Source organism: Rhodocytophaga rosea, assembly GCF_010119975.1.
Taxonomy (GTDB): Bacteria; Bacteroidota; Bacteroidia; order Cytophagales; family 172606-1; genus Rhodocytophaga; species Rhodocytophaga rosea.
On record NZ_CP048222.1, the window covers coordinates 6453768 to 6466458 of the forward strand.

Sequence of the window (12691 nt, forward strand, 5' to 3'; positions counted from 1 at the left end):
AAACATATTATTTACCTATCATGAAACCATATATCATTTTTATAACCGGGTTATTCCTGCTGATTGCGTTATCTGCTCTGGCTCAGGAAAAAAAACTCACCTTGCAGGATGCAGTACATCTGGCTATTGACAAAAACCGGGATTTGCAGGTATCACGGCTGGAAATTAACAAATCAGCGCATAAAGTGCGGGAGGCCAAAGGATACGCTTTACCAACCGTTGCTGCTTCAGGGCAGTATTTACACTTTTTACAACGTCAGGTGACTTTCCTGCCTGGAAATTTTGCAGGCCTGGCAGATAACCAGATTGCTACTCTACGGGTAGGAGGTACTGATGCCTATGTGGGTGGTATATCCCTTGTCCAGCCTGTTTTTCAGGGAGAAATTTTCTCTGGTATCCGGGCAGCCAAATTAGCTGAAAGCCTGAGTGAAGAGGACCTGGCATTCACGCAAGCTATAGTAGTAACTGAAGTGAAAAAAGCCTACTTACAGGCGCTCATTACCAACGAACAATTAAAACTGCAACAGCAAAGTATTGCCCGCAATGAGCAGGAGTTAAAAGATTCCCGTTCCTTACTGGCCCAAGGCAGGGCTTCCAGAGTGGATACCTTACGGGCCTATATCACCATTGAAAACCTGCGCCCCGATATTATCCGCCTGACCAATGGGGTAGAAATAGCCAAAACGGTGTTAAAAACCACCATTGGTTTACCCGAAAGTGAAGCCATTGAACTAACCGATTCGCTAAGTTACGATAGTACCTTGCCAGCTATCCTTTCGGCTACTGCCTGGGAAGAAGCCGTTACTGCCCGTCCGGAAGTAACCAGATTAGTCATCACTGAAAAACTGAATACAGAGCAGATTAAACTGGAATCAGCATCCTATCTGCCCAGGATATCAGCCATTGGGCTAGCCCAGACACAAACACAAGCCAACGATTTCCGCTTTGGAGACTATAAATGGCCGGTGAGCTCGTATGTGGGCCTGCAACTCTCGGTGCCAATATTTTCAGGCTTCAGAACGGCAGCCCGTATCCAGCAGGCAAAAGTAAGCAGGTTGCAAAGCTCAACCCAGCTGGAAAATACAAGAGAATTGATCCGGGCAGAAGTAAAAATAGCCTTATCTAGAGTGGAAGAATCCAGGCGCAGAATCGAATCACAAGGGCAAACCGTATCTACTGCCGAATTAAGTTACCGCATTACCCGTGACCGCTGGAAACAAGGCATTGCTTCCAGGCTGGATTTATCTGATGCAGAACTTTCTTTGTCACAGGCGAAATCCAATTACCTGCAAGCCGTGTATGATTATTTAACAGCTACCGTAGATCTGGATAAAGCATTAGGGCGGATCAGGTAAACAGATGATCAAAAATCAGTAATGGATATGTAATCCCAGAGTATGCTTCTTTGCTATTTTTGCATTGACTAAATACTTTCGAACCGTATTTGAGCCAAAATTAAAAGCTGACAGAATTACATTTATTGTATAAATCTGTCAGCTTTTATATTAAATTTCATAGATGTATTGGCAATAATGCACTTAGCACTTATTTAACCTCCCGCATTGCTTTGTCCTCCTCCCCGGATAATATCAGGTATTTCCTCTCCCAATACATGAACGCCAAAGCTGATCCTGTGTGTATTCAGCAATTCAATGAATGTTGCTACATTCTCTTCTTTTGGGAGAAAAAGAAAGGCAACAGAGATTTCTCTCACCTGTAGTGAAAGGTGGGTTAGCTCTGTTTTAAGGCTGGGTGTATCCTCCAGCTGCTGTTTAAATATGGTAATAATTATCTCCAATGTTGACTTTGATAATGGAGAGTATACGCAAGGAGTTGAAAATATTTACATTTCTGGCTTAAATTTTAACATATATGCTAAAATTAATAGCCTTGTGTAACTTAAAAGCAATTTACTTTTCTTCAATTTCCTTTTTTTTCGAGCCATTATTCTGATGCAAGCCGAATTTGACCTGATGATGCTCAAGTAAAGACAGTATTTCTTGGGTTTTTTTTATTTTGGGGACATACGCACATGCGTTGCCTATGGGGGCCACTTCCTGAGACAGGCTTTCGATTTGATGAGCCAGTTGGGTATGATCTTGAAGCTGGGAGTTAAATATAACGATTACTATATCCAATCTGTCAGTTTCCTGTTTATTCATGTTCAAAAATTGCTTTTCTCCTCTCTTTATCAAAGAAATGTTGTTAATAACTCCCTGCTTGTACAACAATAATGCCGTATCTGTATAAGGCTAAACTTTCTGAAAAGATGAATGTTTTTGTTTCTGTTGGAAATGGGTGTTAATACTGATAATTACCCTGCGTACTTGACACATAATCATACATTTTTAAAGCAAATGGTAAACTTACAACGTTTGTTGTAGACTATGTAACCTGCCTTTATATTATATCCCCTATTTACTGTTTTGCTATACACTCAAGTTATCGATCATTCGGGCCATCACTAAATATGAGTAACAAATCGCTATAGCGCTTATTAGATAATTTCAGTGGTCAAATACCATAAATGTGTAGTATAATAACTACATAAAAATTACAATTTTGGCAAATAATATTCTAGAAAATATTTATTAAGTGCAATATTATTAGTGATATCTATAGTATTGTAAAATTTTTTTTGGTTTTGGCTTGCTCGTATATAGAAAAAGATTATTTTTCAATTTGATTCATCTAAACTTTTCACCTTTAATCTATCATTATGAAACAAACCGTACTACTTCAGTTAGTAGCATTGGTGCTGATGGTGTATTCACCTAATGCACTGAAAGCACAGGATAGAGCTATTACCGGTAAAGTAACCTCAGCAGATGATGGTTCCACTTTACCTGGTGTAAACGTATTAGTGAAAGGCACAACCACTGGTACCACTACTAATGCAGAAGGAGACTACAGCATATCTGCTCCTGCCAATGCTACTTTGGTATTTAGTTTTGTTGGTCTTGTCGCACAAGAGGTTCCTGTTGGCAACCGCACAGAGATTGATGTAATCTTAGCCTCTGACGTTCAAACATTGAGTGAAATTGTAGTTACCGGGGTGGGGGTTGCCACCGACAAGCGAAAGTTGGGCATTTCGGTAGAATCCATTACAGCAAAAGATCTGCCTGCCGCGCCAACTGCCTCTGTAGATCAGGCCCTAGTGGGAAAAATTGCAGGCGCCCAGATCTCCAGTACCAGTGGTACACCTGGCGCAGATGCCAATATTGTGCTGCGGGGCATTAATACCATTAACCGGGGCACAGCGCCTATTGTGTTGATAGATGGGATTCAGGTAGCGGCTACCAATTTAAATACCATAGACCTGAATAGTATTGAGCGGGTAGAAGTGGTACAAGGCGCTGCTTCTGCTACGATCTATGGAGCGCAGGGAGCCAATGGGGTAATTCAACTATTTACCAAAAAAGGAAAAAGCGGCCAGTTAAACATTGATGTTTCTTCCAGTGTAGCCAACAATACCTTTTTGAATGTGGGTGATTTGCGTAAGGCCAAATACCATGCGTTTGTAACAGATGCCAGTAATAATGTGATCGGTACGTCTGGTAATCCACTTGTATTAGACCCTGCCACACTGATCTACAGCGAGAATGTGCAGTATAATCCATTAAGTGTGACCAGTGTGCTCAATAAAGAGTACGATCAGAACCTGCGGTATTATGATCATTTTAATTTCTTCTTCAAGCCTGCCAATACCTATAATAATAGTATCTCTCTTTCAGGAGGAAGCGACAAAATAGACTTTATCGTAGGTTTATCCAATAACAGCCAGGAAAGCAATATTGTGGATAACGGAAGCCTTTCCAGAACCAATTTAACCTCCAATCTGGGACTTAAAGTAGCCAAAGGTCTTACCTTCCGCTCCATTACGCAACTAGCCTATACCAAAAGCACTTTGAAAAGCGACGACCGGAATATTATGTTTAGTGTGAACAATGCCCGTCCGTTCGCCAATTTTGAGCAAAAAGACCCCGATGGGGATTATGGTTTTTACTTTGGAGATGCAGTAGGAGTAAACCACTGGAATCCACTATACTATCAGCAGTACACCAATTCAAAGGACAACAAAGTAGATGTGATTCAGAACTTTAATTTAAACTATAAGTTTCCAAAGTTCGTCGAGTTAGATGCAAAATATGGGTTAAACTACCAGCGGCAGGAGCGAATTGTGATTTATCCGAATCAGACGGAAAACAACAACAGTGCCGCTGCGCCGGATAATTACCTTTCAAACTTTGGGATAGATAATACCGGAGAGATTGATAATTATAGTTTCAATAAAACATTCCAGAATTTTCTCGCTACCGCAACCCTGAGTACTGATTTTGCAAAAGATTTCAGCATCAATATTCCGATCAAAACAGTTACCCAACTGGCTTTCGACTGGCGCAATACCAAATATAACCAGTATATCACCTATGGGTTAGGACTGCCCACCTATACCCCTTATACCGCCAGCCAGGCTACGGTTTTCAGAGTTCCTTCCGCAGACCCTACCCGGCAGATCAACGATGTAGAACGGGTGGGCGGCGATTATGCTGAGCCTTTTGTTACCTATGGATACCTGGTAAACCAGCGGCTTGAATTCGGGGACGTCGCAGGTATTTCCGGTGGATTCCGCAGCGATTATTCGTCTGCTTTCGGAGGAGGGTCTAAACCGTTTACTTTTCCAAGAGGAGATGCTTACTTCCGCATATCTAGCCTGGGTTTCTGGGAGAATAGTATAGCTAGTGCCGTACCTGAGTTTAAACTCAGGGTTGCTTACGGAGAAGCTGGCATCCAGCCGAGGCCATTCGACCGCTACCCAACGATCGGAACCAAAAGCCTGGGCAGTAGCAATGCCTTTTATATTCCCTATGCACAAAGCAATCCTGATCTGAATGTGGAAGTATCCAAAGAGCTGGAAGTAGGGACAGATTTCGCCTTTAGTGTATTGAAAAATACTGGCTGGCTGAATAATGTCGGCCTGGAAGTAACTTACTGGAAACGTAGTACAGACAATGCCATTTATGATGTCAATGTAGCACCTTCGGCAGGTATTGGAACCTTGAAAGACAATGCTTTCTCTCTGGAATCCCGCGGCTTACAAGCCTCTTTAAATGCCCAGATTTATAATAGTGCTACCTTTAACTGGAATTTTACCACCAATTTTGGAAAGCAAACGTCAGAGATCACTTCTACCAACGGACAGGAAATTGTGGTGCTTTCCAGTGCCGGCAGTACCAACTATGTATTGAGGGCAGGAGAGAAAATAGGCCAGTTGTATGGATTTATTATTCTCAACCAGGTAGATGCTTTAAAACCAGATGGGACACCTCATATTCCGGTAGATGAACAGGTAAATTATGAAGTAGCCAGCAATGGATATGTAGTGAATACAGCAACCAAACAACCTTTCTTCTCTTCGGGATTATACAGCTTCGGCGATCCGAATCCGAAATTCAATATGTCCTTCATAAACGACCTGACCTTTAAGCGGTTCCTAACCTTATCTTTCCAATTCGACTGGGTACAGGGCAGCCACTTATACAATCAGACCAAAGAATGGATGTACCGCGATGGGATTCACAGCGATTATGAAAAACCTATCACCATAGGAGGCGAAACTGGTGCCTGGACCGCTTTTTACAGAGGGATTTATGCGCAGCGCCAGGCAAATGGTACCAAGAATTATTTCTATGAAGATGCTTCCTTTGTTCGTTTACGGAATATTTCTGTAGGGATAGATCTGACAGGTATTATTAAAATTCCGGCATTCCGGAAGCTCCAGCTTGTTCTTTCCGGACGTAACCTGCTCACCTTTACCGATTATTCAGGCATGGACCCAGAAGCTAGTTCTGGTACAAACAGTTCTGCCTGGGACCGTGGTACAGATCATAATACCATGCCTAATTACCGTTCCTATCAGGTGGGTCTCAATTTTGGTTTTTAACTCCTAACAACGCAACACATGAAACGAACTACTATTCATACTTATATACTTATTCTTTCAGGTATTCTTTTTTCCTGCAAAGATCAGTTAGATATTCAGAATCCTAACCAGCCTGGCCTGGCTAGTGCACAAACTGAGTCTGGGCTTATTTCATTGGCACAGGGGGGAGTGTATGTAAATGGGTTTAAAGAACTCAAATATTATGATGGGGTACCTGGCTATTTCTGGTCTGGCGCGATTGGCTTCCATGAATTAATGGGCGATGTAATAGGCGAAGAAGCCGCTAACCAGTTCGGAAACCAGATTGGCGCCCCTGAATATCTATTGCTGGATAATGGAACCAGGGTAGGAAATCCTAATTCACCTGCCCAGCAGATTGCACTCATCCGTCAGGCCAATGTAAATGCAAACGCCGGGCAAAATACCATTTTCTATGAGTGGGCGTACATGTATGGAATGAATAATGCGATGAATACGGTACTTAATTCCATAGAGCAAGCCAGTTTTTCAGGAGACGCCGAAACAAAGAAGAACACAGTAAAGGCCTGGGCCTATTTCTGGAAAGGGTTTGCTTATTCAAGAATTGGATCAATTTATTATGCCGGCTTAATTAACAATGAGTCAAACAAAACCAATGGAAACTATGTAACTAAAGAGCAAATCATAGCAGAAGCTACTGCAAATTTTGACAATGCAGCCACTATTCTGGGTGCTATCAGCAACCAGGCTGACTATCAGGCCACCTTAGGCAAACTGATCCCGGATTTTAATCAGGTAGGCAAAGGAGGAATACTAGCGCCTGACATGTGGGTACGCAATATCAATACTATGAAAGCAAGAAATATTCTGGTAAATACTACCGTAAAAACGATGACAGCTGCCCAGTGGAATGAGATTCTTACCCTGGCTGGGAATGGTATTACAGCTACTGATCTGGTATTTACCGGCCGTTCTAATGAAAACGGAGATTTCCTTTCAGCCAACGCTGGCACGGTAGCAGCCAAAGCTACAAATAATCCGGGCAGTGGCATTACCTATAAAATCAGCGAAAGACTTATTCAGGATTTTAAACCAGGCGATAAACGACTGGAGAATAACTTTCTGCAGCTGGCAAGCCCCTGGAGAGGGGAGTCTTCCCGTGGCAATTCATTCAATACCAGATGGCAGCTACTGGATGGAGGCAATGGATTACCAGGTGTAGTTGTATTAAGCAACCGTACACCTGGTGAATATGAATTGATCCTGGCCGGTAATTATGAAGAAAATGCACTGATGCTGGCAGAAGCTAAAATATACAGCAACGATATTGAAGGAGGGTTACAGTTGATAGATGAGGTCCGTACCTATCAGGGGGCAGGTTTAACGCCAGTGGCTGGTACAGGCTTATCCCTGGAAGCAGCAAAAGAAGAGCTTCGCCGTGAAAGAAGAGTTACACTGCCATTCAGAGGTCTTTCTTTCTACGATGCCCGGCGCTGGGGGGTAATCGATGATATTTCTCAAGGCGGCGGACGTACAAATGCTATTGTAATCAGTCAGACTGGTCAGTTGAATACCAATGCCACCATCAATTACAACTTCCTCGATTACTGGGATGTGCCAGATAATGAATTAGTCTATAATCCGGCTCAACCGGGAAGTGCTCCTACCAGAAATCCAAAATAAGCAGGATATAGGTGCTTTTCAATAAAACCTCTATTCATAAACACAAAAGCCGTTGTTAGATAGCAACGGCTTTTGTGTTTATGAATGAATAAGGCGATTGGTGGAACAGTAAGGTGTATGTTTGTTCGTTATATTGTGTATAATTTAAAAAGAGATAGAATGGAAGCTATACATTTTCGGTTAGCCACCAATAGCGACAGGAATGTAATTATTGAACTGGTGAAAAGTTCTCTTACTGAATTTAATCTTACCTACAGCCCCGAATCATCAGACCGGGATTTACAGGACATTGAAATGTCTTATATGCACAATGGGGGCACTTTTGAAGTACTTGAGAATGAAGCATCAGAAATAATAGGCACCATAGCGCTGCTGAAAATTGACAATACTATTTGTAAGTTGAGAAAAATGTATGTCCGGAAAAACGAGAGGGGCAAGGGCCTGGGTTCACGGCTGCTAACTCGGATCATTGAAAAAGCCAGGCAATCAGGCTTTAGTCAAATAATACTGGAAACAGAGCATAGTATGAAAGCAGCTATTAACCTGTATAAAAAGTTCGGATTTTCAGCTATTGCCAGCCAGGCTGTTTCCCCACGGTGTGATATAGTGATGAAATTAGATTTATTATGCGAAAAGAAGTGATATTAATTGGTCCGATGGGGGTGGGTAAAACGACTACCGCCCTATTGCTGTCGGAAAAACTGCAGATACAATCGATCGGGTTAGATGATATCCGCTGGTATTATTACTATAAGCAAGGATATAGCATTGCTCACGCAAAGGCATTGCGTCAGGAAAAGGGGTTTAGGAACGGAATTTATCCCTATTGGAAGCCTTTTGAGGCCAGTTCTGTGGTAGCCATGTTAGCAGACTTTCAGGATTGCGTATTTCATTTCGGGGCTGGCCAGTCGGTATATGAAGATCCTGCCTTGTTTGCCAAGGTGCAGGATGCATTAAATAATTGTGAGAATGTAGTTCTGCTGATTCCATCCAGAGACCATGCTGAGTCACTGGCGTACCTGGTAAATCGTTTTAAAGAACGGGGCAAAACACCCGATGAAGACATGGTCGGGTTATTAAAGCTTTTTATCGAACATCCTTCCAATTGGACGCTGGCAAAGCATATTGTGTTTACGAAAGATAAAAGTCCATCAATCGTGTGTGACGAAGTATTGTCAATTACACAACACCTGTAATCAAATCATTCATTGAAGAAGCCGTATTTAACTCGTAACATCTTACTTCCTCATTTCAGTACCCAAACCATTTAGATCAATCAACCTTAATTTCACTTCCTGCAGGTTTTGAACCAGAAAAAATATGCTTAAAAATTTTGCGAAACCGATTAGTTGCGTATATTTGCAACTGATCGGTTTCGCAAAATAAATTATTAGATCCATGAGAAGAGATGTGTTTCAAGCCATTGCTGATCCGACAAGAAGGGCAATTATTGTATTGATAGCTACCCAGGCAATGACTCCAAACGCCATTGCCGAACATTTTGACACTACCCGGCAAGCGGTTTCCAAACATCTGCGCATATTAACCGAATGCCAGCTGGTAAGACAAGAACATCAGGGGCGGGAAATTTACTATCAACTGGAAGTAAGCAAAATGAAAGAAATTGAAAACTGGCTTGAACAATTCAGAAAGTTATGGGAAAGCCGTTTCAATCAGCTTGACAGTGTATTATTAACCATCAAAAACAATAAAAAATGAACAACAACTTAGCATTTGATTTTTCTGTAAACAAGGAAAACAACACAATCGATGTAAAAAGAGAATTTGCCGTCGAACTGCCTCTGGTTTGGGATGCGTACACAAAGAGCGAAATTCTTGACCAATGGTGGGCACCCAAACCCTGGAAAGCCAGAACTAAAACCATGGATTTCCGGGAAGGCGGACGTTGGCATTATGCGATGGTAGGGCCAGAAGGCGAAGAACATTGGTCACTGGTAAATTATAAGAGTATTCAAACCCGAAAGAATTTCACAGGATTAGACGCTTTCGCAGATGCAGAAGGTAATGTGAATAAAGATATGCCTCAGTCAACATGGGAAATAAACTTTTCTGACAAAGGCCAGGTAACGCTGGTAGAAATCTGCATTTCCTACGATGATCTGTCTCAACTTGAAACTACTCTTCAGATGGGTTTCAAAGAAGGATTGTCAAAAGCTATGGAAGGATTAGACGAGTTGTTGGCTTCGGCAGTAAAATCAAAATAATACGATACAAAAGAACAGTTACCGCCAGCAGCAGGTTGGTATAATGGGAGCAGAGCTATTAACCTCAATAGCTCTGCTTTTTCTTGTATGATGAGGAATAATTTCAAATTCTCTTACGATATTCAATACCTGTTTGTGTTTGAATCCTTGCTATTTCTATTCATCTACGTTTTTTGCTTTTTGCGCTGATAATAACTCCGGGATTTATCAATACTTCCACAAGCCTGCATATCGCACCATCGGCGGGTGTTATTTTTGCTTTGATCTAAGAACAGCCATCCGCAGCCACTGCATTCCTTCATGCGCCTGGGTTCCTGTCTGGTAAGAATATCATAGCCGGATTTAAGGGCCATACGAAGGGGTAAATATAAATCAGTTTCCTCTATCCGCCAGCTTACCTGCAGGCCATCCTTTTCTGCCTGAAATTCAATATGGGAGAACCCCTTCAATAAGTCTTTGTTGAAAGATTCCAATACCTGTTGCGGAATAGATTTTCCATGAGCCATCGCAGAGAAAAGCAGGTACATATTTTCACGGGTATCTATTATGTCTGCTAGTATGCGCTTTGCCTCTCTTTCATGTTCCTGCGCGTACTTACTAAGCTGTGTTAAGGTTTGTTCTGGCAAAATCTCTTGCCGTTGGGCAAAAACCAGCAAATCATCATACCGGACCAGATACTCTCGCACAGTCTCTTCATATCGGGAGCCTACTGTGTTTACAAAATCAAAGCAAAGGCAACCGCCATCAAAGGTAATCGTCCGGATGCTTCTGGGAGTATGCATAAAAAGTGCTTTAAAACAAATATAAAAAATAATTCTTACTACCTAAACACATTTTGCCAGTAATTCGTTAATATTACCATCAAAATATTTTTTGATGGTAATAATGTACTTTAATTACGAATGATATGGCATCACAACAAAATGTGGTTCAGGCATCAGCTAAGGTGATATCTCAAAGCTGGCTTATCATCCTTGCCTTTGCAGCTATTTATTTTATCTGGGGTTCTACTTTTCTGGCGGCTTTGATCGGCCTGCAAGGATTTCCGCCTTTCATGCTGGCAGGTTTGCGTTTCTTACTGGCCGGCGGGCTCCTGCTCACAGGATGTCTGTTGAGTGGGGAACGTTTGCCGGCTCTGCGGGAAGTTGCTAAAAATAGCATCAGTGGTATTCTGATGCTGTCCGGAGGAACAGGCAGTATAATCTGGGCAGAGCAATATATTTCTTCCGGACTTGCAGCTATCTTGATAGCGACAGAGCCTTTCTGGTTTATTGTGCTGGACAGAAAAGCTTGGCGGCAGTATTTTTCTAATAAATGGATCGTGATGGGTTTATGCCTGGGAATGGCAGGTTTTCTTGTACTTTTCCTTTGGCCAAAACAGGGAGAGTCCTTATTTGCTCACCAGATAAGCATTACTGCTATCATCGTGGTATTGGTAGGCGCTGTATCCTGGGTAATTGGTTCCTTATATTCCAAATACCGCACGACTACTCATTCCCTCTGGATGAACAGTAGTTTGCAACTAATTATAGCCGGTGTGTTCTGTTTGCTGGTAAGCAGTATTACCGAAAACTGGCAAGGCTTTGCCTGGGATAAAGTAGCAACAGGAGCCTGGATGGCGTTATTTTATATGTCTGTGATGGGTTCTATTGTGGCCTATACCGCCTATATCTGGCTGCTTACAGTACGGCCTCCGGCTGTGGTGGGTACTCATACCTATGTCAATCCGGTGGTGGCGGTGGTATTGGGTTGGCTATTCGCACACGAACCAGTGTTGCTTCCGCAAATCATTTCCTTGCTGCTGATTCTGGCAGGTGTACTTCTGGTCAATATTCCTACCTATCAGAAATCATCCTAATTGCCGGCTATACGAGTAGGATCAACTTAGAATAACCAAAATACAAGTATCTGAAATTTACCTGCCCCTAGAAAATTAGATTGATTGAATACACTGAATTTATTTCTAATAAAACCATGCTGAATAAATATATTACAATAAGCGTACTGGCATGTGAGGATGGTTTAAGAGAAGGGCTTCGTGCCATGATGGACAGCACCTATGGATATCAGGTAGTAGGTTCGTATAAGTCAGGTCTGAATCTGATCACTCATCTGAAAGAAAAACATTCGGATGTGGTGTTTGCAGCCATGGATTGTTATAAAGATCATCAGGCAGGATCTGCTTATCCGGAATTCATCAGAAAAATTAAAGGAATATCGCCCAAAACTAAATTGATACTTTTTACCGATATAGAAACGGAAGAGGCTATACTTCAACTGCTGAAAGCAGGAATTGACGGATACATTACCAGAGATAGTTCGCCGGTGAAACTGCTTGAATCCATTAAAGAAGTGTTTGAAGGAGGAGCACCTTTGAGCCCTTCTATTGCCAAGGTAGTGGTGGGTTCTTTCCACAAAAATACATCTTCAGTTCTTAGTCCGAGAGAGGTACAGGTTCTGGAACTGTTAGCCAGAGGAAAAACCTATCTGGCTATTGCAGACGCATTATTCATAGATAAAGAAACCGTACGGTCGCATATCAAAAATATTTACTGGAAACTGGAAGTCCATTCCAAAGCAGAAGCGATACAAAAGGCACTCTATGAAAAAATCATTTAAACAGAATCTAATGGTTCTACCTACGGAAAAACGACTCTAATCATCCCAATACCAACGCCTCACTAAACATACAAACAAATACTTAGCAGGGAGGCAATAAAATTTTTATAAAAATTTTATTGCCTCCCTGCTAACCTTTCCTGCCATAGGATACTCATTCATACATGCTTGAATACCTTACTTCCTAACCACTAAGTAGAGAAATGAATACAAAAGGAATGAAAATTAAACATACATCTAA

At 41.9% G+C, this 12691-nt stretch carries 12 protein-coding genes; 9 read left to right on the plus strand and 3 right to left on the minus strand.

Annotated features, from left to right (window positions below; all coding sequences use genetic code 11):
* Window positions 1–20 precede the first annotated feature (20 nt).
* Window positions 21–1355, plus strand: coding sequence for a TolC family protein (locus GXP67_RS26680; protein WP_162445949.1), 1335 nt, complete (start codon window positions 21–23; stop codon window positions 1353–1355).
* A 194-nt stretch (window positions 1356–1549) separates the two neighbouring features.
* On the opposite strand, the gene GXP67_RS26685 is transcribed toward GXP67_RS26680, so the two are convergent.
* Window positions 1550–1798 carry a hypothetical protein gene (locus GXP67_RS26685; protein ID WP_162445950.1) on the minus strand — a complete coding sequence of 83 codons (249 nt, stop codon included), beginning with the start codon at window positions 1796–1798 and terminating at the stop codon, window positions 1550–1552.
* Window positions 1799–1910: 112 nt separating this feature from the next.
* Window positions 1911–2162, minus strand: coding sequence for a hypothetical protein (locus tag GXP67_RS26690; protein ID WP_162445951.1), 252 nt, complete (start codon window positions 2160–2162; stop codon window positions 1911–1913).
* Window positions 2163–2719: 557 nt separating this feature from the next.
* Here GXP67_RS26690 and GXP67_RS26695 point away from each other — a divergent pair.
* The 6 genes from GXP67_RS26695 to GXP67_RS26720 all read left to right on the plus strand — a co-directional run bounded on the left by GXP67_RS26695 (window position 2720) and on the right by GXP67_RS26720 (window position 9831).
* Window positions 2720–5944 carry a SusC/RagA family TonB-linked outer membrane protein gene (locus GXP67_RS26695; RefSeq protein ID WP_162445952.1) on the plus strand — a complete coding sequence of 1075 codons (3225 nt, stop codon included), beginning with the start codon at window positions 2720–2722 and terminating at the stop codon, window positions 5942–5944.
* 18 nt (window positions 5945–5962) lie between these two features.
* Window positions 5963–7606: a RagB/SusD family nutrient uptake outer membrane protein gene (locus tag GXP67_RS26700; RefSeq protein WP_162445953.1), complete on the plus strand. Its 1644-nt coding sequence runs from the start codon at window positions 5963–5965 to the stop codon at window positions 7604–7606.
* A gap of 159 nt (window positions 7607–7765) precedes the next feature.
* Entirely contained in the window at window positions 7766–8248 is a 483-nt protein-coding gene (locus GXP67_RS26705) for a GNAT family N-acetyltransferase (RefSeq protein WP_162445954.1), read from the plus strand.
* The gene (locus tag GXP67_RS26710) at window positions 8233–8802 is read left to right on the plus strand and encodes a shikimate kinase (protein WP_162445955.1); all 570 of its coding nucleotides are present in this window, start codon (window positions 8233–8235) and stop codon (window positions 8800–8802) included. The genes GXP67_RS26705 and GXP67_RS26710 overlap by 16 nt, the downstream gene beginning before the upstream one ends.
* Window positions 8803–9004: 202 nt before the next feature.
* Window positions 9005–9325: an ArsR/SmtB family transcription factor gene (locus GXP67_RS26715; RefSeq protein WP_162445956.1), complete on the plus strand. Its 321-nt coding sequence runs from the start codon at window positions 9005–9007 to the stop codon at window positions 9323–9325.
* Window positions 9322–9831, plus strand: coding sequence for an SRPBCC family protein (locus tag GXP67_RS26720; RefSeq protein ID WP_162445957.1), 510 nt, complete (start codon window positions 9322–9324; stop codon window positions 9829–9831). Before GXP67_RS26715 ends, GXP67_RS26720 begins: the two co-directional genes overlap by 4 nt.
* Before the next feature lie 164 nt (window positions 9832–9995).
* Here the strand turns inward: GXP67_RS26720 and GXP67_RS26725 are convergent, their stop codons facing one another.
* Entirely contained in the window at window positions 9996–10613 is a 618-nt protein-coding gene (locus GXP67_RS26725) for a CGNR zinc finger domain-containing protein (protein WP_162445958.1), read from the minus strand.
* A gap of 125 nt (window positions 10614–10738) precedes the next feature.
* On the opposite strand from GXP67_RS26725, the gene GXP67_RS26730 reads away from it, so the two are divergent.
* Window positions 10739–11689 (plus strand): EamA family transporter, encoded by a 951-nt coding sequence (locus tag GXP67_RS26730; protein ID WP_162445959.1) that lies wholly within the window; start codon window positions 10739–10741, stop codon window positions 11687–11689.
* Window positions 11690–11805: 116 nt separating this feature from the next.
* Entirely contained in the window at window positions 11806–12450 is a 645-nt protein-coding gene (locus tag GXP67_RS26735) for a LuxR C-terminal-related transcriptional regulator (RefSeq protein WP_162445960.1), read from the plus strand.
* The last annotated feature ends 241 nt before the right edge of the window (window positions 12451–12691 follow it).

Excerpts from the sequence above, each read along its gene's own strand:
- GXP67_RS26695 (WP_162445952.1), top strand. The coding sequence starts at position 2,720 with ATGAAACAAACCGTACTACTTCAGTTAGTAGCATTGGTGCTGATGGTG.
- GXP67_RS26725 (WP_162445958.1), bottom strand. The coding sequence starts at position 10,613 with ATGCATACTCCCAGAAGCATCCGGACGATTACCTTTGATGGCGGTTGC.
- GXP67_RS26690 (WP_162445951.1), bottom strand. The coding sequence starts at position 2,162 with ATGAATAAACAGGAAACTGACAGATTGGATATAGTAATCGTTATATTT.
- GXP67_RS26680 (WP_162445949.1), top strand. The coding sequence starts at position 21 with ATGAAACCATATATCATTTTTATAACCGGGTTATTCCTGCTGATTGCG.
- GXP67_RS26700 (WP_162445953.1), top strand. The coding sequence starts at position 5,963 with ATGAAACGAACTACTATTCATACTTATATACTTATTCTTTCAGGTATT.
- GXP67_RS26705 (WP_162445954.1), top strand. The coding sequence starts at position 7,766 with ATGGAAGCTATACATTTTCGGTTAGCCACCAATAGCGACAGGAATGTA.
- GXP67_RS26730 (WP_162445959.1), top strand. The coding sequence starts at position 10,739 with ATGGCATCACAACAAAATGTGGTTCAGGCATCAGCTAAGGTGATATCT.
- GXP67_RS26720 (WP_162445957.1), top strand. The coding sequence starts at position 9,322 with ATGAACAACAACTTAGCATTTGATTTTTCTGTAAACAAGGAAAACAAC.
- GXP67_RS26710 (WP_162445955.1), top strand. The coding sequence starts at position 8,233 with ATGCGAAAAGAAGTGATATTAATTGGTCCGATGGGGGTGGGTAAAACG.
- GXP67_RS26715 (WP_162445956.1), top strand. The coding sequence starts at position 9,005 with ATGAGAAGAGATGTGTTTCAAGCCATTGCTGATCCGACAAGAAGGGCA.
- GXP67_RS26735 (WP_162445960.1), top strand. The coding sequence starts at position 11,806 with ATGCTGAATAAATATATTACAATAAGCGTACTGGCATGTGAGGATGGT.